The organism is Pseudomonas wenzhouensis, assembly GCF_021029445.1.
GTDB lineage: Bacteria > Pseudomonadota > Gammaproteobacteria > Pseudomonadales > Pseudomonadaceae > Aquipseudomonas > Aquipseudomonas wenzhouensis.
This window is the reverse complement of sequence record NZ_CP072610.1, coordinates 2388931-2413166: the sequence shown is the minus strand read 5'-3', so window position 1 is coordinate 2413166 and position 24236 is coordinate 2388931. Positions and strand designations below refer to the sequence as shown.

The following is a 24236-nucleotide window of genomic DNA, read 5'->3' as shown; positions in this document are numbered from 1 at the left end:
CGAATACATATCGCATACGGTCGAGAATATTTAAGAAGAGGTTTTCTTGAGAGCTTTAAAAATGCTGCTGACACGCAACATGCTTTGCGGCGCGCTGGTGTTTTTTCTATGTATTTTTCTCAGTGCCTTGGCCGGCTGGCAGCAAGCTCGTAATAATCACAACCACGTGCAAGAAGAACTGGCGACGGCCACTTTGGAGATTGAGAGAGCGCTGACTGCGCGTTTGAAGGTCTATGAGTATCGCCTGCGTGGTATCCGTGGGGCTATTCACATGATCGGTGAGAGCAAAATCAGTCGTGCTCAGTTCGAGCGTTATGGTCAGGCGCGCAATCTCGACCTCGAGTATCCCGGCGCGCGGGGCTTTGGATATATCCGCAAGGTGCCGCGATCACGGGTGGAGGCTTTCCTGGTCAATGCCAGGGCCGATGGCCGACCCGATTTCCAGATCTGGCAGTTGGCTCCGCACAACGGAGATCTATTCGTCATTCAATATGTCGAACCTGCCGAACGCAATGCCCAGGCAATAGGTCTGGACATCGCCTCCGAGCACAAGCGTCGCTATGCTGCGGTGATGGCAGCCGCCAGCGGTAAGGCGACGCTGACCAGTCCGATCAATTTGGTTCAGGTTGCTGGCTTCGAAGAAAGTTCCTTCCTGTTTTTGCTGCCCGTTTATCGCGATCCAGTCATTCCACAATCCCCTGAGCTGCGCAGATTTGAGCTGCTTGGCTGGAGTTATGCGCCACTCGCCATGAGCGAGGTCATGGCTTTCCTCGATATTGCACCCAAAGGCCTTCAACTCCAGCTGACCGATATAACGGACTCCCCTGAGGGGCAGCTCATCTACAGGTCCGAGACTGTCAGCGGCCAGGCCGGCATCCAGACCTATACTCTGGAGCGCGCATTTTTCGGCCGCACCTGGCGTATGGATGTGTCAGCCGATTCTATTTTCCTCGAGCGCCTGGAGCCCGTATCGCCGCTGATGGTTTTTGCAGCAGGAAGTCTGGCCAGTGCGTTGTTGGCGCTGATTACAGTGATGCTGCTGATGTCACGTGATCGACGCCAGGAAAGTCTGGCCGCTCAGGCGCGCCTCGCCACCATCGTTGAAAACTCCAGCGACGCGATCATTGGTGAGGCTCTGGACGGCCGCATCATCACCTGGAACCACGCGGCAGAGCAGATGTTCGGTTATCCCGAAAGTGCCGTACTCGGCAAGCCACTGGCGCCTTTGCTTGTACCCGCCGAACGGCTGGAGGAAGACCAGGCGATGCTTGCCCAGGCATCCAGAGGTGAGCGCAGCTCGGCCATGGAAACTCAGCGTTTGCACAGAGATGGCCGACTGATCGATGTCGCGATTACCTGCAGCCTGATCCGCGAGCCTGATGGCTGCATCCTCGGGGTGGCCAAGTTGATGCACGACATCAGTGATCGCAAGCGTGCAGAAAACTACCTGAAGCAGTTCAATATCGCGCTGGAAGAGCAGGTCAGCCAGCGTACCGCCGAGTTGACGCGGGTTGCAGGCTTGCTCCAGGCCGTGCTGGATGCTTCTTCGGAGGTCTCGATCATTGCCACGGACATGCAAGGGCAGGTCATGGTGTTCAATCGAGGCGCCGAGCAGCTATTGGGCTATCGTGCCGAGGAGATGATCGGCAAGGGCAGCCCCAAAGAATTTCATATGCAAGGCGAGATCGAGGCGCGCTCAGCTGAACTGACGCGCGAATACGGAACGGCTGTCGAAGGCGTTGATGTCTTCCACTACAAGGCCGATCTTGAGGGCTCCGAGACACGCGAATGGACTTACGTATGCGGATTCCACGCCATCCGGCCACCCAGTCCGCTCTCATCTGGCCAGGCATTCCACGGCCATCTGGCCACCTGTTCCACGGCCATCCGGCCGGGCAGTCGGAGCGCAGCGACGCAGGGGTGGCATTGTTAGTCCGGGTTGGCTGGCGTCGTCAATTTCTGCGTCCGTTTGCGCATTGATTCACCCTTCAGATTGATCCGATAAGCGTTGTGCACCAGGCGGTCGAGGATGGCATCGGCCAGGGTTGGATCGCCGATCAGTTCGTGCCAGTTGTCCACGGGCATTTGGCTGGTCACGAGGGTCGAGCGCTGGCCGTAGCGGTCGTCCAGTAGCTCCAGCATGTCGCGGCGCTGTTCGGCGGTGAACGGGGCCAGGCCCCAGTCATCAAGGATCAGCAGGTCGGTCTTGGCGTAGCTACTCATCAGCTTGGCGAAGCGCCCGTCGCCATGGGCCAAGCCCAACTCTTCCAGTAGGCGCGGCAAGCGCAGGTAACGCACGCTGTAGCCCTCTCGGCAGGCCTGGTGGGCCAGGGCGCAGGCCAGCCAGGTTTTACCGACGCCAGTCGGGCCGTTGATAATCAGGTTGAGTCCGTCGCGCAGCCACTGACCGCTGCTCAGCTGGAGGATCAGCGCCTTGTCGAGTCCGCGCGGGGCACGGTAGTCGATGTCTTCGAGACAGGCGTTGTGCTTGAGCCGGGCCTGGCGCAGGCGGCTGCTGAGGCGCTTGTCGTCGCGTTCGGTCAGTTCGCGGTCGACCAGCAGGCCGAGGCGTTCCTCGAAGCTCAGGCTGTCGATGTCGGGGGTTTTCAGTTGCTCGGCGAGTGCCTTGAGCATGCCGTGCAGGCGCAGGGTCTGGAGCTTGTCCAGGGTCGGATGGGGCAGCATGGTGGGATTCCTTGTGTTCAGTGGTAGTAGCCGGGGCCGCGAAGGTTGGCGTGGTCGTCCGGCAGCAGGGGCAGGTGCTGCTGGGCCAGCGGCAGGTTTTCCAGCCCCTGGCGCAGGATCGATTCGAGGCTCTTGTAGCTGCACGCACCGAGGCTGAGGGCGCGACGGCAGGCCAACTCCAAGCGCACTTCGCCATGGGTCTTGCCCAGGCGCAGGATGCCCAGGCAGGCCCGGTAGCCTTGGGTTGGGTGGATGCGCCGTTCGAGGATGTGGCTGATCACGCCGGCCGTGTTCGGCCCGGTCTGCTCAGCCCAGCGGATCAGCCGTCGTGGCGTCCACTCGGCGTGCTCGCGATGGCTCTTGGGCATGTGCTCGGCCTGTGTGCTGTGCCGGCCCTTGTGCGGTGAGCGAAGGTGGCTGGCCACCCGCTGATTGGCGTGGAAGCACTCCACCGTGCGCGCTGTCAGGCGTACTTCCAGTTGTTTCTTCACCAGTTGGTACGGCACCGAGTAGTAATGCCCATCGACCTCGACGTGGTAGTCGATGTGCACCCGCGCCTTCTTCCACTCGGCGTAGACGTAGGGTTGCACCGGCAGGGGGCGCAGCGCCGGACGATCCAGGCTGTCGAAGGCCGTCTGGCGCGAGCCCGGCAGCTTCTTGAACGGGCGTTGGTTGAGCCGCTCCAGCAACACGGAGATGGCGCTGTTGAGTTCGTCCAAGGAGAAGAACTGACGGTTGCGCAGGGCCGCGAGGATCCAACGCTCGACCACCTGCACGCCGACTTCGGCCTTGGCCTTGTCGCGCGGTTTGCGTGCCCGCGCCGGCACCACCGCCACTCCGTAGTGCTTGGCCAGGTCGCGGTAGCTGGGGTTGATGTCCGGCTCGTAACGATGGGCCTTGCTTACCGCGCTGCGCAGGTTGTCCGGCACCACGATCTCCGGCACGCCGCCGAGGAAGGCAAAGCAGCGGGCATGGGAGCCTAGCCAGTCCGGCAGCTGCTGCGACCAGGTGGCTTCGGCGAAGGTGTAGCTGGACGCGCCGAGCACTGCGACGAACACCTGCGCCTGGCGGATCTCGCCGCTGTGGCGATCGATAACCGGCACCGTCTGGCCGGCATAGTCGACGAACAGCTTCTCGCCGACGCGGTGCTCCTGACGCATCACCACGTCCAACTTGCCCTGCCAGGCTCGGTAATGCTCACAGAACCAGCTGTACTGAAAGCCCTGCGGCTGGCTCAGGCGGTACTCCTGCCAGAGCAGCGCCAGGGTCACCCCGGGGCGGCGCAGTTCGGCATGCACCCATGCCCAATCGGGTAAAGGCCGCTTCTCGCTGACAACCGCCGGGGCCGGCGGGAACAGTTGCTGCTCCAACTCGGCATCGGACAACGAACAGGGCCAACTGAGACCACTGGCGGCAAAACGATTGAGGTAGTCGCCGACGGTGACACGACCGACCTGCACGCTGACCGCAATCTGGCGAGCTGATAGTCCGACCTCGAACTTGAGACGTAGTACTTCGCGAATCTTACGCATGGATAAACGCTCCACGACGACCTCTCTGCTTCGAAAAAGAGGTCGATGGTAGTGAAGAAATCCTGCGTAGCTGCCTGCCCGGTTGAGTGGCCGGATGGCCGTGGAATCAGTGGCCGGATGCGCGTGGAATGGGTGGCCGGATCAGCGTGGAATCGGTGGTCAGATGTTCATGGAATGGGTGGCCAGATGACCGTGGAATCCGCACTTACGTACGCAAGGACGGCTCGCGGGTTCCGGTCTGGATGGTCATTACCCCCATTCGCATCAGCGGGGGCGAACTGATCGGGCACCTGGGCATTGCCCAGGACATTACCGAGCGTTTGCGTATCAGCGCAGAACTGCACCAGGCAAAGGCGGCTGCGGAATCGGCAAATGCCGCCAAGAGCCTCTTTCTCGCGAATATGAGCCATGAAATTCGTACGCCGATGAATGCCGTCATCGGCATTGCGCACTTGTTGCAAACCACGCAGATGGACGAGGAGCAGCGCAGGCTTTTGCGTAAATTGCAGATAGCAGGGCGTTCGCTGCTGGGAATCATCAACGACATCCTCGATATAGCCAAGATCGAAGCCGGGGAAATGAGGCTTGAGAATCGTCCGTTCAGTCCACGTCAGTTACTCGATGATCTGGCTGAGCTTTTCGGGCCGCAGGCGCAGGAGAAGGGGCTGAGTTTCGTCATCAACGGTGCCGAGTCACTGCCACTCTGGGTGATCGGCGACGCCCTGCGGATCAACCAGATACTGATGAACCTGATCGGCAATGCCCTGAAATTCACGGCCCGCGGAAGCATTGCCGTGCAGGCCAATTGTGAGGTGTCGGTATCGCGGTTTTGCTGGCTGAGCTTTGCGGTCACCGACACCGGCTGTGGTATCGCAGCCGATGTAATCGATCATTTGTTCACGCCTTTCACCCAGGCAGATTCCTCGACCACACGACGCTATGGCGGTACAGGCCTGGGGCTGTCGGTGGTGCGTGGGCTGGTCGAACAGATGGGCGGCACTGTCGGCGTTAACAGTCGACTGGGGGAGGGCAGTGAGTTCTGGCTGCGTCTACCTCTGCGCCTTGCGCCTGTCGATTGGGATGCGAGCACCTCCAGCCAGGGGCTGGAGGTGTGGGTGGTCGATGATCAGCAGGCCGATCGTGAACAGTTGGCGAGCCTATGTCGGCGCCTGGGGTGGCGAGTGACCATGCTTGAGTCCGGTGAAAAAATGCTGGCTCTGCTTGAGGTTCGCCGGGAGCAGGGAATAGCGCTGCCCGATGCGCTGCTGGTGGATTGGCAAATGCCGCAGCTCGATGGGCTGCAGGCGCTCAGACAGGCTGCCAACCAACTGGGGCTGGAGCGTTTGCCCAGTAGTCTGATCGTGTCATCCCATGACAAGGTGGATCTTGTCGATGGCCGCTACGAGAAGTGCGTCGATCAGGTGCTATCGAAGCCAATCAAAGCTTCCGACCTCTTCAATGCGGTCAATACCGGCGTTGCACGCCATCAGGGAAGCACCGAGCGGGTTCTGCAGGCGACGGAGTTGGATACGGGCACGGCACGCTGGCTGGATGGCCTGAAATTGCTGCTGGTTGATGACTGCGAGCTCAATCGCGAGGTGGGCAGTCTGCTACTGAGCCAGCAGGGCGCTACAGTGTGCACCTGTGACAATGGGCGCGAAGTCCTGGAACGCTTGCGTGACAAACCTGACGCCTTTGATGCGGTGTTGATGGATGTTCAGATGCCGGAAATGGACGGTTACGAAGCGACCCGACGCATTCGTAAGGATTTGGGCCTTTCCAGGCTGCCAATCATCGCGCTCACCGCAGGTGCCCTGGCAGAGGAGCGGCGGCAGGCTGAAGAGGCCGGTATGGATGATTTCCTGACCAAACCGCTGGAGCCCGTATTGTTGATCCGTGCCTTGCGCAAGGCAGTCGAGCGCACGCGGGGTATGCCAATCAACGTCTCGACAGCAGTGCGTGAGCTACCGGCACTGGCTGACTGGCCGGCACTTGACGGTATCGATCTGCTCGAAGCAGCTCGCAATGTAGGCCATGACCGCAGTGTCTTCATGGGGGCGATTCGTCACTGCGTCACCGAATTTCCAGAGTTTGCCAAGCCTGCTGCCTTGCTCGAGCTTTTGCATGATCAGCCGGATGTTCTGCGGGCGCGTCTGCATAAGTTACGGGGCGCTGTGGGCGTTATCGGTGCCAAAGGTGTCCATGAAATGGCCAGCCGCGCGGAGCGCCTGCTGCGTATCGATGCCAATGACCAGCACATCCCGGATATCCTCGAGACGCTTTCCGGACTCTACGCCAGCCTGAGTCAACAGATCGAACCTTACTGCGAAGCACCCCTGACATTGGTCCCGCAGGGGCGTGCCGACAATGTTGACCCTGCAGCCATCGAGCGGCTCTACATACAATTGCGCGAGCAGGATATTGCTGCACTGGATCAGTTCGAATTAGCTGCACCCGCGCTGCTGGCTCAGGCCGATTCAGTCCTGGTCGAGCAGATCTGGCGTGCCATAGAGGCGCTGGATTATCCAAAGGCGCTGACGTTACTGGACCTCACTTTCAAGAAAGAACGCCACTTCCATGGATAATCAGCCCTCGCTGTTAATCGTCGATGATGACACCACGACCTTGCGTATTTTGAGTAAGGCCCTCAATGGCCTTGGGCAAATTCGTTTTGCCACGGCTGGCGATGAAGCACTGCGTCTGGTTCGGGAAAACCCGCCTGACCTTGTCCTGCTCGATGCTGAAATGCCCGGCATGAGTGGTTTCGAGGTTTGCAAGGCCATCAAAGCCGATCCGCATTTGGCCGATGTGCCTATTATTTTCATCACCAGCCATACCGAGGCCAGCATGGAAGAAGCTGGCCTTGCCCTGGGAGCAGTCGATTTCATTGGTAAGCCGATTCGGCCGGCGATTGTTCACGCCCGTGCCCAAGCGCACCTGCGCCTGAAACTGGCGATGGATCGTCTTAGTCAACTGGCGCAGACCGACGGGCTGACCGGGATTGCCAACCGCAGGCTGTTTGATCAGTGCATCGAGCGTGACTGGTCGGGCGCTCTACGCAATCAGCGTCCGTTCTCGTTGCTGTTACTCGATGTTGATTATTTCAAGCGTTACAACGACTGTTATGGCCATGTGCAAGGTGACCAGTGCCTGATCACGATTGCCGAGACGCTCCGCGCCTGCATACATCGGCCCACTGATATGGTTGCACGCTATGGAGGTGAGGAGTTTGCGGTGTTACTCCCAGACACCGCTGCCGAAGGCGCACTGCAACTGGCCAACAGGATCGTTGCTGATGTCGAGCAGCAGGCGATGGAGCACAGGGAAAGTCCATTTGGGCATGTCACGGTATCGGTCGGAGTCGCCAGCTTTGATCATGCCAGCAGCGGTTGGATGTTGACCGGTAACTCGCTGCAGGGGGCGAAGGCGCATCACCCCTTGAGCGTTTCCGAACTGATCGCGGTTACGGATCGTGCCTTGTACCAGGCAAAGGATGAAGGGCGAAATCGCACACATTTCATCCGTATTGAGGGTTGATTCCGGCCGGATCGGATGAGGTGAAAATGATCAGGCTTACCTGGCCGATATCAGTTATTGCCCCGGCCTCGATGGCACGCGCCATAAAATGCTTGCGCACAAGGGCTCGAGTCGGCATTGCAGATATGTGGTCGCCATTATTCGGCCTGGACGCTGATCAGGGCGTTCGCCGCGCAGCCTGTTCCGCAGAGCATTACAGCAATTCTTCGGTAAAGCGTCCTACGGCTCCCACGACCTGTTTGGCACCTTCCTGGATTTCCACAATCACGCTACCTGCCTGGTTGGCCAGTGCCAGGCCTTGCTCGGCTTGCTCACGGCTGCTGAACATTTCCCGCCTGGCGCGCTCGGCCAGCGCCTGATTCTGCTGCACCACGCTGACGATTTCTTCAGTGGCTTCGCTGGTTCGGCCAGCCAGCTTGCGCACCTCATCGGCCACCACGGCGAAGCCGCGGCCATGTTCACCGGCACGGGCCGCTTCAATGGCCGCATTGAGTGCCAGCAAGTTGGTCTGGGAGGCAATGCCGCCAATCGTCTGCACGATTGAGTTGATCAACAGCGATTGTTCGCCGAGCGCTTCGATGCTTTCCGTCGCCGACTGCATTTTTACCGCAATGTTCTGCATGGTCTGTACCGTTTGCTGCACAACTTCAGCCCCATGCACGGCCCTCACATCCGTTTGTCGAGACACGTCATAGGCAACCCCTGCAGCTTCGCGCACCTGGGCCTCCCGGATCACCTGCTCGGTCACGACGCTGGCGAATTTCACCACTTTGTATAACTTGCCTTCGGCATCATGAACAGGGTTGTAGGTCGCCTCCAGCCAAACCGCATTACCTCTGCTGTCGATCCGCTTGAAGCGATTGGCTACGTATTCACCCCGGTTGAGCGTCTGCCAAAATGCTGCATATTCCGGTGTATTTACCTCTTCAGGCAGACAAAAAATGCGGTGATGTTTCCCGGTAATCTGGCCCAGTGAATAGCCCATGGCATTGAGAAATTGCTGATTGGCAGTAATAACCGTGCCATCCAGATTAAATTGAATAACGGCAGTGGAGCGGATCAAGGCTTCAATGAACGCTTCATTTTCCTTGGCTTTTTCGAGAGCCTGAGTTATTTCGCTACCATAGCCCTGAACATGCGACAGCTTTCCGTTCTCGTCTTTGATCGGGAACCAATTCAGCCTGATCCAGGCCAGGCTCCCGTCGGCTCGCAGATAGCGGTAGTCATCAGCGACGGGTTCGAACTTCGAGATGGCAGTATTGAATGAGCGAAAGCAGGGCAAGTCCTTCACGTAAGGTGGAACGATGGCCGACAGCGGGAGCCCCCGGAGATCATTGCTATACCCCAGTGTTTCAGCAAAATTCGGGTTGAAATCGCAGATATTGAATTGTGCATCCAGTCGGATGGCGAGCATGCTTCTATTCATCTGCTCAGCTTGCTGGCGCAGTAGATACAGTTCTGCACTCTGCTCTTCTAGCGTTTTTTTAAGGGCACTGTTGAACATTAACGTCTCCGCAAGATTGGAAAATTACTGATATGCCACTGCATCCTTGTCAGTCCGGGCAAGGCTTGCCAGCCCGCCATTAGTCATTTGCAATGGCAGTCCTGCCTGGGACTTTTCTGCTCTTTTTGCCTTGCCTGACTTGCGCGCGACGACTGTCCTACAGACCCTGGTCAGCCGGGTAGGCCTTCACTCTGTGCTCTGGTTGTGTCAAAGACAAGCCTGAATGTCGTTCCAGTGTGGTCGCTCGTCACCCTCACTTCACCTGCATGTGCATGCATGATCGAGCGCACGATGGCCAGGCCGAGACCGCCGGAGTCGCCAGGTTGATTGCGTGATGCGTCGCAGCGATAGAACCTTTCGAAAATATGCGGCATGTGCCCGGGTTCTATCACGTCGCCAAGGTTGTGAACCGATAGTTCCAGGGTACTTTCCGTCGTGTGGGTGCTGATGGTGACGGGGCTATTCGCTGCGCCGTAACGAAGTGCATTGGCGATGAGGTTGGCAAGCGCCCGGCGCAGTAGTTCGGGATCGGCCAGGAGCTTGGCATTACTGTGGTTGACCAGCGTGATGCCGCGGTCAGCTGCCATACCCTCGAAGTACTCGCACAGCTGTTCAGTCAGCGCGCGCAGATCGGTCGCTTTGCGCTTAGGCGTTGCCTTCGGCTGCTCGCTCCTGGCCAGGAACAGCATGCTGTCTATCATCCGCGCCAGCCGCTCGTACTCTTCCAGATTGGAGGCGAGCGCATTCTGGTATTCCTCCTGTGAGCGGCTGCGGTCAAGCAGTTGCTGGCTCTGTCCCATGAGGTTGGTCAGAGGCGTGCGCATCTCGTGGGCCAGGTCTTCAGAAAAGCGCGATAACTGGGCGAAGCCCTGTTCCAGTCTTTCCAGCATCTGGTTCAGTGCCTGGCTGAGCACTTCCAGTTCGACGGTGTCGGCGAAATCATCGAGGCGCAGATGTATGTGCCGGGGGTCAATGCTTGCGGCCTGTGTGGCCAGCGTTCTAACCGGGCGCAGGCCTCGCTGGCTGATGAGCCAGCCGAGCGCGAATGCAAGCAGCACACCTGCTGCAAGTGCCATCCAGATTTTGCTGCGATAGGCCCCGAGCATCTGTTCGCGCTCATCCGAACGCTTGCCTGCGATCAGCTTCAGAGCCCCTGCGGCGCGCGCTACATCCAACCAGGCCAGGCGCAGTGAGGGGTTGTGTGGGTCATTGCCCAACTGCGGAGCTGGGGCGGGCGCCAGGTCGGGCAATTGCAAGGATGCTGGGTTGACCTCAATCAGCATGCGCCCATTCGCATCGACTATCCAGAGGAAGCTATCCCGGTTGCCCAACATGTTTTCGTAAAGCTGAGGGCGATTGCGCAGGGCTTCAATGCTCTGGGTGTCATCCAGGAGGGCCTGCATGTGCTGCAGGCGACCGAGCAGAGCCTGATCGTCTCGCCAGAGAATTTCCCGCTCCAGAGAGTGATACAGGTAGACGGCTACCGCCCCGAGCAACAGGCAGCTCGAGAATGCGAACATCAGTGCCAGGCGCAGGCTGAGCGTTCTGGGCCACACCTTCATGGCTGGAGATCCAGCATATAGCCCATGCCCCTGACGGTATGTATCAGTTTCACTGGGTAGGGATCGTCAACCTTGGCCCGTAGCCGTCGAATGGCGACGTCCACGACGTTGGTGTCACTGTCGAAATTCATCTGCCAGACGTGCGAGGCGATCAATGCGCGTGACAGCACTTCACCTTGGCGGCTGAGCAGGAGATGGAGCAGAGCGAACTCCTTGTTGGTCAGGTTGAGACGATCCCCCGCACGGCTGACCTTGCGCTTGAGCAGATCGAGTGCAAGGTCGGCCACCTGGAAGCTTTCGATTTCGCGCGACGGCCCACGCCGCAGCAGGGTGCGAACCCTGGCGAGCAACTCGGCATAGGAGAAAGGCTTGACCAGATAATCGTCAGCTCCCAGCTCCAGCCCTTTGACGCGGTCTTCCACGGCGTCACGCGCAGTCAGAAACAGCACCGGAGTGTCGTGCCTGCGCCGGATGATCTGCAGCAATTGCCAGCCATCGAGCCCCGGCAGCATGACATCGAGAATGATCAGGTCGAATTCGAACTCCTGCGCCAGATGCTGACCATCCAGACCATTGAGCGCCACCTCGACCATGAAGCCTGATTCGCTCAAGCCCTTTCTCAGGTAATCAGCCGTTTTGACTTCGTCTTCAACCACCAGAATTCGCATTTTCTCTCCTGAATCTGTGCATAGCCTAGGCGCAACCGCTGCCGACTCCCATTACAAATTCGTAATCCTGGTGCAATCCGCCTGACGGTCATGGCTGGGCAAGATTGCCGGCATCCGCTCAGCCGAGCCTTACCAGGAGAACAGCATGTTCAAGCTTCACATCACCTTGTCAGCACTGACGCTGTCGATCCTCGCATCCAGCTCATGGGCCGCCGAGCAAGTCGCGATGCGTCAGGACGTGACCTTGCCGCTGGCCAATCAGCTGCTGGATGCAACCCTGTCTGCCTGCCACGCCGATGGCCGCAGCGCGGTCGCGGCGGTGGTCGATCGTGGCGGCAACCTGGTTGCTCTGCAGCGTGACGACAACGTTGGCCCGCACAACACGGCAGCAGCACAGCGCAAGGCCTTCACCGCGCTGTCGACGAAAACAGCAACAGGTCTCTTGGCCGAGCGCGCCCGCAATACCCCGGATACCGAAAACCTCAACACCCTCGATGAGCTTCTGCTGTTGGGCGGTGGCCTGCCTCTGAAAGTCGGTGATCAGGTCATTGGTGCCATTGGCGTTGCCGGGGCGGGCGGGGCGGCCAATGACGAGCGCTGCGCGCGCACGGCCATCGAACAGATTCTTTCCACCCATCAATGAAACGGAGATACAACATGAAAACGCTCAAAACCCTTCTCGCCGGTGCCATTCTCAGTGGCCTGTCGTCCCTGGCCCTGGCAGATGGCAATCCACTCAGCGTTCACGTGCTCAACCTGCAGGATGGTCTGCCGTCTCCTGCGGTGACCGTGACACTGGAGAAAAAGGACGGGCAGAGCTGGCAAACGCTCAATGATGGCATCACCAACGAGCAGGGCCGTATCACTGCCCTCTACCCGCAAGGCAAGTCGCTGGAGAAGGGCACCTATCGGGTGACGTTCAAGACCGGCGAGTGGTTCGCCAAGCACGACATGAAGAGCTTCTTCCCCGAAGTCCCCGTGATCTTCGAAGTCGATGGCACCGTGCCGCATTACCACATCCCGCTGCTGCTCAGCCCTTACGGTTTTTCGACATACCGTGGCAACTAAGGTGCCAGGCGCTTAAGTGCAGCCTGCAAGGAGGTGTCCGGCGGATCGGGCATCTCCTTGCACCTGAGATTCAAGGCAAGTTGGCTTGGCTGGCCACGCCACTGCTGATGGCGGATCAGAATGCCCAAGCCTGCACTATTGCCCTGCAGAATATCTGCAGGGTGACGTTCTGTTTTCAGGACGACGGTGGCAAGCTGGGGCAATTGATCAGAAGGTCGGCAATGACAGCTCCCAGACGAAACCTTGTCCTGGCAATCCTCCTGCTTGCTGTGTGGGGGGTGGCCATGCTGTATGCGTTCTGGTGGTTCGAGGGGCGCTATCTGCGCAGCTTCAGCGATCAACTCGCCCTCTTCGACAGTGCCAGCTTGCAGTTACCTGCCGACATGGCCGGCCCTGGCCCCATCCGTATCGTGCATTTCTGGAACCCCACGTGCCCATGCAATGCCGGTAATCAGCAGCATCTGGCTGATCTGATAGACCGCTATGCCTCGCCGGACGTGACCTTTCACTTCACGCAAAAAGCGGGCAGCCAGGGTGAGTTGCCGATCACATTGAAGGCGTTGCAGCCCCTGTTGGGGATGACCGCCGCCGAGCACATTCCCGCCAGCCCTGCCGTGGCGATTTGGGATCGTGAGGGTGAGCTGGCTTATTTCGGCCCCTACAGCGAAGGGGCGGTTTGCAGTTCGAGCAACAGTTTCATCGAACCCATTCTCGAGGCGTTGATTGCTGGACGCAGAGTAAGAGCAGGCAATGGCATGGCTGTTGGTTGCTTCTGCAGTTGGCGATCTTAGGCTTTGCACGCGAGTGCCTGCGCTCGGTAAGCCTGCATCGATATCCCCCCAGAATACGTCTGTGCATCACCTGGATGCGCAGAGCGCTGCTGCAGCGATGCGGCGCGCCTGACCTTTGCCCGAGGATGTTTCATGCAGCGTCCTGCTCGCAGTATCTGTCGGCAACTTCGGCATCTATGCTTTTCACGAGTCGTTACAGTCCGTTGCAACGACAGGTGCGTATATAGCTGGACAAAACATTTACAAAATATAGAATTTGTATAGGTTTGCGGCGCGACTCACACCTTTATTTTCCACAGCGTCTGCCCAGAGAACTGAAAAATGAGTGCCCAGCAGTCACTGATTGAAAAACACTACCGCAAGGCCGATCGCATCATGCTCGGTGTGCTCTGGCTGATGTTCGTCTATGCCCTCGGGCTGGCAGCCTGGCATGGCACATGGGGACAGGCACTGCTGGTCGGCGGTAGCACGGTGCTGATCATGACCGCGCTCCATCAGCTGATTCCAGGGCGGCGTCTGCTGCGTTGTGCCATCGGCGCAGCCTTCATGGTCATGTCGGCGTTGCATATCAACCAGAGTGGCGGTTTGCTGGAGATGCACTTCGGTATTTTCGTGCTCTTGGCCTTTCTGGTGTATTACCGCGACTGGCTGCCCATTGCGGTGGCGGCTCTGGTGATTGCATTACATCACCTGAGCTTCTTCGCCCTGCAGTTGCAAGAAGTCGGGGTGGTGGTCGTACGCGACGGTAGTTGGCCGGTGATCTTTCTGCACGCGTTCTATGTCGTCCTGGAATCGGCAATCCTGATCTATCTCGCGCGCCAGACTTATGCCGAGGCGGTGGAGGGGGCTGCACTGATGGACACCGTCGCGCAGTTGAGCGAAGAGAGCAAAGGCATCGATCTCAGTGTGCGCAGCCGCCTGAACGGCAAGGTATCGCTGCGTTTCAATCATTTCCTTGGCCTGCTCGATGAGCTGGTCAGCGAAGTGCTCAAGGATACTCATGGTCTGCAACGCATGAGCATTAGCCTCGTACAGGCTACGGAGCAACTGCGTCAGGGGGCTGCCAGCCAGCAAAACGAGGTGCGCTACATGAGTGGCGCGATGCAGCAGATGAGCGTAGCCATCGATGAGGTGGCCGGCCATGCCGATGAGGCGGCAACTGCAGCCCAGGCGGTGAATGGACAGGCACGGGAGGGCAGCCGCGCAGTCGACCATGTGCGCAGCGAGATCAACAAACTCTCGGATCACATAGATGAAACTGAGCGCGAGATGCAGTCCCTGGCGCTACAGTCGGAGCAGATCGGCAGGGTTGTCGAGGTGATTCGCGCCATTGCTGAACAGACCAATCTGCTGGCCCTCAATGCAGCCATCGAGGCTGCCCGTGCGGGTGAGCAGGGGCGAGGCTTTGCCGTGGTTGCAGATGAGGTGCGTAATCTGGCGCAGAAGACCGCGCTGTCGACTTCCGAGATCCAGAACATCATCAGCGCGCTGCAGCAAAGCAGCCGTCAGGCTGCCAGCGCCATGCAGCAGAGCCGAGACAGCGTCCGCAGTTGCGTGACGGACAGTGTCACCACCGCGCAGTTGCTGGCTGCCGTGGCATAAGACATCGAAGCCATCACCCGCATGAACGAGCTGATCGCAGCCGCAACCCACCAGCAGGCTGCAGTCAGTGCCGAGATCAGCCAGCATCTGGGCAGCATCGAACAGGTCGCTGAGCGTAATCTACAAGACGCTCATGAACTCGATGGCGACGGTCAGGAACTCAGCCAACTGGCGGGCCGATTGATTGCCCTCAGTCAGCGCTTCAGCGTCTCCACCTGAGCGCTGCCGGCCGAATCGGAGCAATCCAAGGCCGGCAAGTGAAACCCTTGTCAGCCAGGTCGGTATACGTGCCTGAACACACGAAGCTCAGCCAGCGGTACTGACGGGCGTGATATTCGCAAACACCTGCAGGCACGTGCTCTGTTTCGAGAGCGTCATGGTCATCGGTAATAAATTTTCTGCATAAGAAAATAAATAATAATTATTTTGTGGAATAAACATTTCTCCGTACTGTTGCATTCAGCCCGCCACATCTGCCGGGCACCTGCCCAACGCGCCGGACTGCTGATCCAGTCTGCGCCAAGACCGAGAACAAGGACATCATGAAGAAGACTCTGCTGCTGACTGCCCTGGCCGCTGCCCTGACTGCCTCCCTGGCCCACGCTGGCGAAAAGCTGAGCGTGGCTGCCACCCCGGTGCCGCACGCCGAAATCCTCGAACTGATCAAACCCGAGCTGGCCAAGCAAGGCGTGGATCTGGATATCAAGGTCTTCACCGACTACGTGCAACCCAACCTGCAGGTCAGCCAGAAGAATCTGGATGCCAACTACTTCCAGACCAAGCCGTACCTGGACACCTTCAATGCGCAGCGCGGTACCGAACTGGTGATCGTGCAGGGCGTACACGTCGAGCCTTTCGGCGCCTATTCGGCCAAGTACAAATCTCTCGACGAGCTGCCGAACGGGGCCACCATCGCCATCCCCAACGAAGTCAGCACCACCGGCCGGGCCTTGCTGCTGCTGCAGAAAGCCGGCCTGCTGACCCTCAAGGACCCCAACAGTGCCCAGGCACTGCCGCGTGATATCGTCGATAACCCGCGCAACTTCAAATTCCGCGAGCTGGAGGCGGCTACCGTGCCGCGTGTGTTGAATCAGGTGGACCTGGCACTGATCAACACCAACTACGCGCTGGAGGCCAAGCTCAATCCCAAGCGCGATGCGCTGGCGATCGAGGGGAGCGACTCGCCCTACGTCAACTACCTGGTGGCGCGCCCGGACAACCAGGACAGCGAGGCGATCAAGAAGCTTTCCGCCGCGCTGACCAGCCCGCAAGTCAAAGCCTTCATCGAGAAACGTTACGAGGGTGCGGTGCTGCCGGCTTTCTGATCGGATTTATACGGCGGCTGGGGCTGGGGCTTGGCAGCGCAGTGGATTGACTGAAACACCCGTCACTGCTGCACAGGAGGCAAGCCGGAGACCCCGCAATACCTGGGCTGCCTTCGTTGAACACGCCCGTGAACCTGTTTGAACAGGTTTGCGCCTACGCCGAGCCGGCTTAGCTGGCTCGGCGTTCTTTTTTGGCCATTCGGCCAGGTATGCTTCGCCGTCGCTTCTCAAGCCTGAATCGTGGAGATTGTTATGAGTGAACGACTGCCTGGGGTGTCTACCCGCGCGGTACACAGTGGCGTTGCGGTCGACCAGCGTATGGTCACCCGTGCCAAGACCCTGCCGATCTACGAAACGTCGGTGTTCGTCTATGACTCGCTGGAGCAGGTCGACGACTTTCTCGCGGGCAACCCCGACAACTACATGTACACGCGCCTGGGTAATCCCAACACCAGTGCGCTGGAAGAACTGATTCGTGACCTGGAGGGCGGTGCAGCAGCATTGTTCTCGGCCTCCGGGATGGCCTCGGTCAGCGCCGCGCTGCTTGGCCGGCTCAGTGCCGGGGATCACCTGATCGCCAGCCGCGAGCTGTATGGCACCACGCAGAGTCTGATCGAGCGTGAACTAAGCCGTTTTGGCATCAGTGCCACCCTGGTGGACATCAACGACCTGACCGCAGTGCAGGCGGCGATTACGCCCAGTACCCGGCTGATCTACACCGAGACTGCCTCCAACCCGTTGGTACGGATCAGTGATATTCCGGCGCTGGCGCGCCTGGCCAAGGCGCATGACCTGAAGCTGCTGGTCGACAATACCTTTCTCTCGCCGGCGCTGTACCAACCGTTGGCCGATGGCGCCGATCTGGTACTGCACAGCACCACCAAATACCTCAACGGGCACAGTGACGCCACGGGCGGCATCCTGGTCGGCGATGCCGAATGGGTGGCGCAGGCGAGGCGCTTCCAGATCAATGCCGGCGGCAGCGCCAGCCCCTTCGAGGCCTGGCTGACCTTCCGTGGTGCGAAAACCCTGGCCCTGCGCATGCGCGCCCATTCCAGCAATGCCCTGGTACTGGCCGAAGCGCTGCAGGCGCACCCGCGGGTGGCCAAGGTGTACTACCCAGGCCTGGCTTCGCACCCGGATCATGCCCTGGCGCAGCGACTGTTCCGCAAGGGGTATTCCGGGATGCTCAGCTTCACCCTCAAAGGTGGCCTGGAAGATGTGGATCGGCTGATCCGCGAATTGCAGTACACCGCCTTTGCGCCCTCGCTGGCGGGCGTAGCCAGCAGCATCACCCACCCCGGCAAGACCTCGCACCGTGCACTGTCGGCCGAGACCTTGAGCAGCCTCGACATCCACGACGGCACCATTCGTGTATCAGTCGGTATCGAGGATGCCGAGGATATCGTTGAAGACTTCATCCAGGCGCTGAATCGTCTCTGAGTCATACGGCCATATACGGCTGCGTGATTGCAGCCAGCCACTGCGGCGAGAGAGCACTGGCAGTGCTCGGTCGATCCGCAGAGGCTGGCCATGCAGCTGTGTCTGCCCCGATGGTGCCGCGCATTTGCAGCATGCGCAGGCGTACGGATGACTCGCTTATGGATCATATGGATATGATTAAAAGGTATTTAAAATAATTTTCTTATACCTATGAAGTTAAACCCATGCGTACCTGCCGACCAATCGGCGCGCCGCACTGAACACATGGCCGACACCACGGCCGGTCAAAGTGATGCGCCGATTGGCGCCCTTGCATGGAGTTTTCTATGTCGGCAGTAGCTCATACCCCCTCTGCGACGTCGGCGCAGTCGTTCGCAATTCGCCCCTTCGATGCGCCCCTGGGCGCCGAGATCATCGGTCTGGATCTGACCCGGCCGCTGAGCGATGAGGACTTCGCCCGCATCCATCGCGCCCATCTCGATCATGCGCTGCTGGTGTTCCGTGACCAGCGCATCACCCCCGAACAGCAGATCGCCTTCAGCCGCCGTTTTGGCCCATTGCAGATCCATGTGCTCAGGCAGTTCCTGCTCAGCAATCACTCGGAGATCTTCATCATCTCCAACATCATCGAGAACGGTCAGCCCATCGGTCTGGGCGATGCGGGCAAGTTCTGGCATTCGGATCTGTCCTACAAGGAGCTTCCCAGCCTCGGTTCCATGCTGCTGGCCCAGGAGCTGCCGGAGGAGGGCGGCGATACGCTGTTCGCCAGCCAGCAACTGGCCTATGAAACCCTGCCCGCCGCGCTGCGTCAGGCCATCGACGGCAAACGCGCCGCGCATTCCTACACCGCGCGCTATGCCGATCAAGTGTTCGCCGGTGTTCACCGCCCGACGCTGACCGAGGCGCAATTGGCCGAAGTCAAGGCAGTGGTGCATCCGGTGGTACGCACCCACCCGGAAACCGGGCGCAAGGGATTGTTCGTCAACGAGAACTTCACCACCCATATTCTCGACGTTCCCGAGGACGAGAGCCGGCAAATTCTCGCCGAACTCTATGCCCACAGCGCCCGCCCCGAGTTCATCTACCGCCACCAGTGGCAGCCGCATGACCTGGTGTTCTGGGACAACCGCGCGCTGATCCATCTGGCTACCGGTTGCCCGAGCCAACTGCGCCGGCGCATGCACCGCACGACCATCCAGGGCGACGCGCCGTTCTGATTAACCGCAACCCCCTAATTCCCTTTTCGCGTGCATCCGAATGGAGTCACACCATGTCTCTAGGTAAACGCTTTCCCTTCATTCCACGTTTTGGCCGGCTGGCCAGCGGTATCGGTCTTTCCCTGAGCCTGCTGGCAGGCTCGCTGGCAGCACCTCAGACGGCGCAGGCCGAGGGGCAGATTCGCATCGCCGAGCAGTTCGGTATCGTCTACCTGCTGCTCAATGTGGTGCGTGACCAGCAGTTGATCGAGAAACACGGCAAGGCCGACGGCCTGGAGATCGAGGTCGACTGGCAGCAGCTCTCCGGCGGCGCGGCGATCAACGATGCGCTGCTGTCCGGCGTCATCGACATTGCCGGTGCCGGCATCGGCCCGCTGCTCACCGTCTGGGATCGCACCCACGGCAAGCAGAACGTCAAGGGCGTGGCCTCGCTGGGCAACTTCCCCTATTACCTGCTGAGCAACAACCCCAAGGTCAAGACCATCGCCGACTTCACCGAGAAGGATCGCATCGCCGTGCCGGCGGTGGGCGTCTCGGTGCAGTCGCGCTTCCTCCAGTACGCCGCTGCCAAGCAGTGGGGCGACAAGGCGTTCGACCGCCTCGACAAGTACACCGTGGCGCTGCCGCACCCGGATGCCACGGCCTCGCTGTTGTCTGGCGGCACCGAGCTGACCGGGCACTTTTCCAACCCGCCGTTCCAGAACCAGGCGCTGGAAAACCCCAATGTGCATGTGGTGCTCGACACCTACGAGCTGCTCGGCCCGAATTCGCCGACCGTGCTCTACACCACCGAGAAATTCCGCAACGACAACCCCAGAACCTACAAGGCTTTCGTCGCTGCACTGGCCGAGGCTGCCGATTTCGCCCAGAACGACAAGGGTGCGGCCGCCGACACCTACATCCGCGTGACCGGCGCCAAGATCAGCCGCGAGGAGCTGCTGAAGATCATCGACAACGAGCGCTTCCAGTTCAGCGTGACGCCGACCAACACCTACCCGCTGGCCGAGTTCCTCCAGCGCGTTGGGGCGATCAAGCACAAGCCGGCCTCCTGGCAGGACTACTTCTTCGCAGATCCCGCCATCGGCGAGGGAAGCTGATCTCATGAATGCCGCTCTGCAAGGCCATACGGCCAGCATTGTCAGTCCTGGCGTATTCGACACCGTGCTGCAGGTGGAGAAGGTCAGCCTCGAATACCGCACCCCGCAGCGCGTGGTGCGCGCCACCCACGAAGTGAGCTTCGAGGTGGATCGCGCCGACCGTTTCGTGCTGCTTGGCCCTTCGGGGTGCGGCAAGTCCACGCTGCTCAAGGCCGTGGCCGGTTTTATCGAGCCGGTCGGCGGCCGCATTCGCCTGGATGGCGCCGAGGTGCGCGAGCCCGGCCCGGATCGCATCGTGGTGTTCCAGGAATTCGACCAGTTGCCACCGTGGAAGACGGTCAAGCAGAACGTCATGTTTCCACTGCTGGCCTCGCGCACTCTGGGGCGCAAGGAGGCCGAAGAACGGGCCCTGCATTATCTGGGGAAGGTCGGCCTGGCCGCCTTTGCCGACGCTTACCCGCACACCCTGTCCGGCGGCATGAAGGCACGCGTGGCCATCGCCCGCGCACTGGCCATGCAGCCGAAGATCCTGCTGATGGACGAGCCCTTCGCCGCGCTCGACGCGCTGACCCGCCGCAAGATGCAGGAAGAGCTTTTGGCGCTGTGGGAGGAGGTGCGCTTCACCCTGTTGTTCGTCACCCATTCCATCGAGGAAGCGTTGATCGTCGGCAATCGCATCCTGCTGCTATCGCCGCATCCGGGGCGGGTGCGGGCGGAGGTGGGCAGCCATCAGTTCGACCTGCACAGCCTGGGTGGTACAGCGTTCCAGCAGACCGCACACCGCATCCATCGCCTGTTGTTCGAGGCGGACAGCGAGGAGGGCGCACGCGCCGCTGCCGAGCTGGGCTTCCATGACATCCGCATTGCCTACTGAGGAGCGTGCACAATGAGTCTTTCCCCCGCACGCCGAGACGATTACGAAATTTCCCTGCAGCCGCTGCCGGATCTCAAGCTGGAACGTGAGCTGCCGTTGCTGCAGCGTCTGTGGCAACAGGGCTGGCTGCGCAAGACGCTGATCCTGCTGGTGCTGGCACTGATCTGGGAGCTGGCGGCACGTTACCAGGGCAATGACCTGCTACTGCCCAGCTTCCTGCAGACGGCCAAGGCTTTCTTCGAGGGCATCGGCAGCGGCGAGCTGCTGGAAAAGGTGGCGATCTCGCTGTCGGTGCTGGTCAAGGGTTATCTGCTCGGCATCGTCCTGGCCTTCCTGCTCACCACCCTGGCGGTGTCGACCCAACTGGGCCGCGACCTGCTGTCGACCCTGACCTCGATGTTCAACCCGCTGCCGGCCATCGCGCTGCTGCCGCTGTCGCTGCTGTGGTTCGGCCTGGGCGAGAACAGCCTGATATTCGTGCTGGTGCATTCGGTGCTCTGGGCACTGGCGCTGAACACCTACGCCGGCTTTCTCGGCGTCTCCGAGACCCAGCGCATGGCCGGGCGCAACTACGGCCTCAGGGGCCTGCGCTTCGTGCTGTTCATCCTGATTCCGGCAGCGCTGCCGTCGATCCTCTCGGGGTTGAAGATCGGCTGGGCCTTTGCCTGGCGCACGCTGATCGCCGCCGAGCTGGTGTTCGGCGCCTCCAGCGGCAAGGGCGGCCTGGGCTGGTACATCTTCCAGAACCGTAACAAGCTGTACACCGACAAGGTCTTCGCCGGCCTGGCAGCGGTGATCCTGATTGGCCTGCTGGTGGAGAACCTGGTGTTCGCCACGGTCGAGCGGGTGACCGTCAAGCGCTGGGGGATGCAGCGCTGAGCCCGCCAGCGGCGTACCCAGTTGGTGGGCTGAAGCCCACCCTACAGGTGCTCCTTGCCGCCAGCGAGCCGCCCTTGGATTCGAAGCACAACACGACACTGATTACCCCAGGCGCAGGCACGCTCTGAGCCTGAGCCCCAGCACGATGCCAAACAGGCAGAACAGGCCGAACACCCAGCCCGAGGCGGCGCCGGCCATGATGCCCGAGAGCAGCGTGCCTACCGTGCAGCCCAGTGCGAGCAGGCTGCCCCAGCCCAGCAGTACACCGCCGAGCAGGCCGCGTAGCCAGTCGCGAGGCGCGCCAGTGCTGGGGCGATAATCACCGGCTGCCAATGCACTGGCCCAGGAGCCGAACACCAGGCCGAGGATGAACAGGCCGTTGTTCGATAGCAGGGTTTCCTTGATCACTGTGGCGCAGCCGGAAAAGCCATCCAGCCCCTCCAGGCGCGGCGGCAGCCAACCCAGGTTGTCCGCGCTGGTGCGCGCCAGGCTACCCAGTTCGGCGGTCACCCCCAGCGGTGCGACGCGAAAGTAGGCCAGCACCGCCAGCCCGCCGATCAGTACACCGCCGACCCAGCTTGGCCAGCGCGCACCGAACAGCAGTGACCACAGCCCGTGAATCTGTGCCTGGCTGCTGGCTTGGCGATAACGCAGCAGCCAGGCGGCGAGCGTGCCGAGCAGGATCAATTGCAGCAGCAGTGAGGCGCCGTAGCCGAACCGGCCAGGCAGCCAGAGCACGGGCGCTTCCTGCAGGGCGGCCAGATACAGCGGATTCCAGCTGAGAAAGCCGAGGGCGAAGCCAAGCAACGCGCCGGCCAGCGTGGCCAGTGAGGCGAAGTGACCTTCGCCGAGTCGATACAGATGCGCGCTGATGCACGAGCCGGAAATCGCCATGCCGACGCCGAATACCGTGGCAGCCAGCGCCAGCACCCAGCTCAGCGGGCCGATATGGGCATCCGGGGGCAGACGCCCGCCGCTGGGATCAGGCAGGAAGGCGCCGAATACCGCGTGATAGCCAAGGGTACCGACCGCCAGGGCAGCGAGCAGACCGAGCAGGCCGTCTGGCACGCGGCGTTCGATAAAGTCGCGGGTGACGCAGAAGAAGCAGAAGCGTGAGCGCTGTAGAAACAGACCGAACAGCGCGCCGCTGGCCAGCGAGTAGCTGAAGGCGCGGCCCTGGTTGCTGCCATCGGACAGTTGCCAGATGAAGGCGAGCAGGGCGAGAGCGAGCAGGCCCGCCAGGGTGATGGGCAGCATGGCGCGAGTGGAGACGATACTGGCGGTCATAGGTTGTCCTTTCCGACCGTGATGACGAAAGATGCCCCGGCGTTTAGGCCGGGGCCGCGTTTTGCGTGACTGACATGTGTTTTGTAGGAGCGGCTTCAGCCGCGAAGCTCGCGGATAAATCCGCTCCTACAGGAAGCATCAGCCTTGGGGGATGACCTCGTGTTGGTGGTGAATCGCTGACGCGTGATTCACCCCCGCACCGAGTACCCCCTTACTTGCCGCCCCAGACGGTGCCGGCCACGTTTACCATCGGCACGCCCACGGCATTGCCATATTCGGTCCAGGAACCGTCGTAGTTGCGCACGTCGTAGCCGAGGATTTTCTTCAGGGCGAACCAGGTGTGGCTGGAGCGCTCGCCGATGCGGCAGTAGGTGATGATCGGCTTGCTGCCGTCGATGCCGACTGCGCCGTAGACCTTCTTCAGCTCTTCAGCCGATTTGAAGGTGCCGTCAGCGGCCACCGCCTGGCCCCAGGGCACGTTCACCGCGCCAGGCACGTGGCCGGCGCGCACCGCCAGCTCCTGCACGCCCTGCGGGGCGAACACCTTGCCGTTGTATTCGTCCGGCGAACGGATATCCACCAACTGCACGTCGCTGCGCTTTTCGGCGGCGGCCAGCACATCCGGGAGGAAGGCGCGCAGCTCCTTGTTGGCGGCCTGCACCGTGACGTTACCGGCTTTCGGCGTGCTGGCGCGGCTGTCCAGTTGGCGGCCTTCGGCTTCCCATTTGGCGCGGCCACCGTCGAGCAGTTTGACGTTATCCACGCCATACACGTCGAACACCCAGGCGCCCCAGGCCGCGAACCAGTTGTTGTTGTCGCCGTAGAGGATGGTGGTGCTGTCGTCATTCACTCCGGCTTTGCGCAGTAACTGCTGGAAGGCTTCCTGGCTGGCGATATCGCGGCGTACCGGGTCGACCAGGTCGCTGTGCCAGGCGAAGTTCACCGCGCCGGGGATATGCCCGCGCTCGTAGACGCCGGGCACCACGCTGACTTCGATGATGCGCACCCTGGGATCTTTCAGGTTCTTTTCCAGCCAGTCAGTGCTGACCAGGTATTCGCTGGCGGCATGCGCAGTCACCGATTGCAGCAGAGCGGCGGCGAGCAATGCGCCGGCGCCGAATAGGGTCTTGATCTTCATTGTGTTGACCTCGTTGTCGTTGGCAGT

Annotated in this window: 20 protein-coding genes and 2 pseudogenes; 14 read left to right on the top strand and 8 right to left on the bottom strand. The window is 60.6% G+C overall.

From position 1 onward, the window contains the following. The first annotated feature begins 61 nt into the window (after positions 1–61). Complete coding sequence (locus tag J7655_RS11030; RefSeq protein ID WP_230924484.1) at positions 62–1933, top strand: CHASE domain-containing protein; 1872 nt, start codon at positions 62–64, stop codon at positions 1931–1933. Here J7655_RS11030 and istB read toward each other — a convergent pair. Together istB and istA are read right to left on the bottom strand one after the other, a co-directional pair. Continuing rightward, a complete protein-coding gene (gene istB / locus J7655_RS11025) occupies positions 1930–2685 on the bottom strand; it encodes an IS21-like element ISPpu7 family helper ATPase IstB (protein WP_230924483.1) in 756 nt (251 codons plus the stop codon). The genes J7655_RS11030 and istB overlap by 4 nt on opposite strands. 17 nt (positions 2686–2702) lie before the next feature. Further along, entirely contained in the window at positions 2703–4217 is a 1515-nt protein-coding gene (gene istA / locus J7655_RS11020) for an IS21-like element IS1491 family transposase (RefSeq protein WP_230924482.1), read from the bottom strand. 128 nt (positions 4218–4345) lie between these two features. Between istA and J7655_RS11015 the strand changes: the two genes are divergently transcribed. Further along, positions 4346–6802, top strand: a complete 2457-nt coding sequence (locus tag J7655_RS11015) for a response regulator (protein WP_420850866.1) — start codon at positions 4346–4348, stop codon at positions 6800–6802. Then, the gene (locus tag J7655_RS11010) at positions 6795–7754 is read left to right on the top strand and encodes a GGDEF domain-containing response regulator (protein WP_230924480.1); all 960 of its coding nucleotides are present in this window, start codon (positions 6795–6797) and stop codon (positions 7752–7754) included. Before J7655_RS11015 ends, J7655_RS11010 begins: the two co-directional genes overlap by 8 nt. Positions 7755–7947: 193 nt before the next feature. Here J7655_RS11010 and J7655_RS21055 read toward each other — a convergent pair. From J7655_RS21055 to J7655_RS10995, 4 genes and pseudogenes are all read right to left on the bottom strand, one after another. After that, positions 7948–8385, bottom strand: a pseudogene (locus tag J7655_RS21055) (methyl-accepting chemotaxis protein); the annotation flags it as partial. Positions 8386–8499: 114 nt separating this feature from the next. Next, positions 8500–9258, bottom strand: a pseudogene (locus J7655_RS21050) (PAS domain-containing protein); the annotation flags it as partial. Between the two features lie 170 nt (positions 9259–9428). Continuing rightward, positions 9429–10820, bottom strand: a complete 1392-nt coding sequence (locus tag J7655_RS11000) for a heavy metal sensor histidine kinase (protein WP_230924478.1) — start codon at positions 10818–10820, stop codon at positions 9429–9431. Next, complete coding sequence (locus J7655_RS10995) at positions 10817–11488, bottom strand: heavy metal response regulator transcription factor (RefSeq protein ID WP_230924477.1); 672 nt, start codon at positions 11486–11488, stop codon at positions 10817–10819. The genes J7655_RS11000 and J7655_RS10995 overlap by 4 nt, the downstream gene beginning before the upstream one ends. Positions 11489–11633: 145 nt before the next feature. Between J7655_RS10995 and J7655_RS10990 the strand changes: the two genes are divergently transcribed. From J7655_RS10990 to J7655_RS10945, 11 genes are all read left to right on the top strand, one after another. Then, positions 11634–12131: a GlcG/HbpS family heme-binding protein gene (locus tag J7655_RS10990; protein WP_230924476.1), complete on the top strand. Its 498-nt coding sequence runs from the start codon at positions 11634–11636 to the stop codon at positions 12129–12131. A gap of 14 nt (positions 12132–12145) precedes the next feature. After that, positions 12146–12556, top strand: coding sequence for a hydroxyisourate hydrolase (gene uraH, locus J7655_RS10985; protein ID WP_230924475.1), 411 nt, complete (start codon positions 12146–12148; stop codon positions 12554–12556). Positions 12557–12777: 221 nt separating this feature from the next. Next, a complete protein-coding gene (locus tag J7655_RS10980; RefSeq protein ID WP_230927713.1) occupies positions 12778–13347 on the top strand; it encodes a DUF6436 domain-containing protein in 570 nt (189 codons plus the stop codon). Positions 13348–13668: 321 nt separating this feature from the next. Beyond that, a complete protein-coding gene (locus J7655_RS10975) occupies positions 13669–14949 on the top strand; it encodes a methyl-accepting chemotaxis protein (protein WP_420850865.1) in 1281 nt (426 codons plus the stop codon). Between the two features lie 21 nt (positions 14950–14970). Beyond that, the gene (locus J7655_RS21045) at positions 14971–15168 is read left to right on the top strand and encodes a hypothetical protein (protein ID WP_420850864.1); all 198 of its coding nucleotides are present in this window, start codon (positions 14971–14973) and stop codon (positions 15166–15168) included. Between the two features lie 323 nt (positions 15169–15491). After that, positions 15492–16274: a MetQ/NlpA family ABC transporter substrate-binding protein gene (locus J7655_RS10970; RefSeq protein WP_147810842.1), complete on the top strand. Its 783-nt coding sequence runs from the start codon at positions 15492–15494 to the stop codon at positions 16272–16274. A gap of 252 nt (positions 16275–16526) precedes the next feature. Next, positions 16527–17717 (top strand): trans-sulfuration enzyme family protein, encoded by a 1191-nt coding sequence (locus J7655_RS10965; RefSeq protein WP_230924474.1) that lies wholly within the window; start codon positions 16527–16529, stop codon positions 17715–17717. Positions 17718–18043: 326 nt separating this feature from the next. Continuing rightward, positions 18044–18934 carry a TauD/TfdA dioxygenase family protein gene (locus tag J7655_RS10960; protein WP_230924473.1) on the top strand — a complete coding sequence of 297 codons (891 nt, stop codon included), beginning with the start codon at positions 18044–18046 and terminating at the stop codon, positions 18932–18934. A 53-nt stretch (positions 18935–18987) separates the two neighbouring features. Beyond that, on the top strand, positions 18988–20031 hold the full coding sequence (locus J7655_RS10955) for an ABC transporter substrate-binding protein (RefSeq protein WP_230924472.1): 1044 nt from the start codon (positions 18988–18990) through the stop codon (positions 20029–20031). A 4-nt stretch (positions 20032–20035) separates the two neighbouring features. Next, entirely contained in the window at positions 20036–20905 is an 870-nt protein-coding gene (locus J7655_RS10950) for an ABC transporter ATP-binding protein (RefSeq protein ID WP_230924471.1), read from the top strand. A 12-nt stretch (positions 20906–20917) separates the two neighbouring features. Then, positions 20918–21784 (top strand): ABC transporter permease, encoded by an 867-nt coding sequence (locus J7655_RS10945; RefSeq protein ID WP_230924470.1) that lies wholly within the window; start codon positions 20918–20920, stop codon positions 21782–21784. 102 nt (positions 21785–21886) lie between these two features. Here J7655_RS10945 and J7655_RS10940 read toward each other — a convergent pair whose 3' ends face one another. After that, positions 21887–23071: a YeeE/YedE family protein gene (locus tag J7655_RS10940; RefSeq protein WP_230924469.1), complete on the bottom strand. Its 1185-nt coding sequence runs from the start codon at positions 23069–23071 to the stop codon at positions 21887–21889. Between the two features lie 211 nt (positions 23072–23282). Continuing rightward, positions 23283–24209: a sulfurtransferase gene (locus J7655_RS10935; RefSeq protein WP_230924468.1), complete on the bottom strand. Its 927-nt coding sequence runs from the start codon at positions 24207–24209 to the stop codon at positions 23283–23285. Positions 24210–24236: the final 27 nt, after the last annotated feature.

What these genes read in the sequence shown, in the direction of transcription:
- J7655_RS10940 (WP_230924469.1), bottom strand. Translation starts at nt 23,071, where the DNA reads ATGACCGCCAGTATCGTCTCCACTCGCGCCATGCTGCCCATCACCCTG.
- J7655_RS10960 (WP_230924473.1), top strand. Translation starts at nt 18,044, where the DNA reads ATGTCGGCAGTAGCTCATACCCCCTCTGCGACGTCGGCGCAGTCGTTC.
- J7655_RS10995 (WP_230924477.1), bottom strand. Translation starts at nt 11,488, where the DNA reads ATGCGAATTCTGGTGGTTGAAGACGAAGTCAAAACGGCTGATTACCTG.
- J7655_RS11030 (WP_230924484.1), top strand. Translation starts at nt 62, where the DNA reads ATGCTGCTGACACGCAACATGCTTTGCGGCGCGCTGGTGTTTTTTCTA.
- J7655_RS10935 (WP_230924468.1), bottom strand. Translation starts at nt 24,209, where the DNA reads ATGAAGATCAAGACCCTATTCGGCGCCGGCGCATTGCTCGCCGCCGCT.
- istA (WP_230924482.1), bottom strand. Translation starts at nt 4,217, where the DNA reads ATGCGTAAGATTCGCGAAGTACTACGTCTCAAGTTCGAGGTCGGACTA.
- J7655_RS11010 (WP_230924480.1), top strand. Translation starts at nt 6,795, where the DNA reads ATGGATAATCAGCCCTCGCTGTTAATCGTCGATGATGACACCACGACC.
- J7655_RS11015 (WP_420850866.1), top strand. Translation starts at nt 4,346, where the DNA reads ATGGGTGGCCGGATCAGCGTGGAATCGGTGGTCAGATGTTCATGGAAT.
- J7655_RS10990 (WP_230924476.1), top strand. Translation starts at nt 11,634, where the DNA reads ATGTTCAAGCTTCACATCACCTTGTCAGCACTGACGCTGTCGATCCTC.
- J7655_RS10970 (WP_147810842.1), top strand. Translation starts at nt 15,492, where the DNA reads ATGAAGAAGACTCTGCTGCTGACTGCCCTGGCCGCTGCCCTGACTGCC.
- J7655_RS10980 (WP_230927713.1), top strand. Translation starts at nt 12,778, where the DNA reads ATGACAGCTCCCAGACGAAACCTTGTCCTGGCAATCCTCCTGCTTGCT.
- J7655_RS10965 (WP_230924474.1), top strand. Translation starts at nt 16,527, where the DNA reads ATGAGTGAACGACTGCCTGGGGTGTCTACCCGCGCGGTACACAGTGGC.
- J7655_RS21045 (WP_420850864.1), top strand. Translation starts at nt 14,971, where the DNA reads ATGAACGAGCTGATCGCAGCCGCAACCCACCAGCAGGCTGCAGTCAGT.
- J7655_RS10945 (WP_230924470.1), top strand. Translation starts at nt 20,918, where the DNA reads ATGAGTCTTTCCCCCGCACGCCGAGACGATTACGAAATTTCCCTGCAG.
- J7655_RS11000 (WP_230924478.1), bottom strand. Translation starts at nt 10,820, where the DNA reads ATGAAGGTGTGGCCCAGAACGCTCAGCCTGCGCCTGGCACTGATGTTC.
- J7655_RS10950 (WP_230924471.1), top strand. Translation starts at nt 20,036, where the DNA reads ATGAATGCCGCTCTGCAAGGCCATACGGCCAGCATTGTCAGTCCTGGC.
- J7655_RS10975 (WP_420850865.1), top strand. Translation starts at nt 13,669, where the DNA reads ATGAGTGCCCAGCAGTCACTGATTGAAAAACACTACCGCAAGGCCGAT.
- uraH (WP_230924475.1), top strand. Translation starts at nt 12,146, where the DNA reads ATGAAAACGCTCAAAACCCTTCTCGCCGGTGCCATTCTCAGTGGCCTG.
- istB (WP_230924483.1), bottom strand. Translation starts at nt 2,685, where the DNA reads ATGCTGCCCCATCCGACCCTGGACAAGCTCCAGACCCTGCGCCTGCAC.
- J7655_RS10955 (WP_230924472.1), top strand. Translation starts at nt 18,988, where the DNA reads ATGTCTCTAGGTAAACGCTTTCCCTTCATTCCACGTTTTGGCCGGCTG.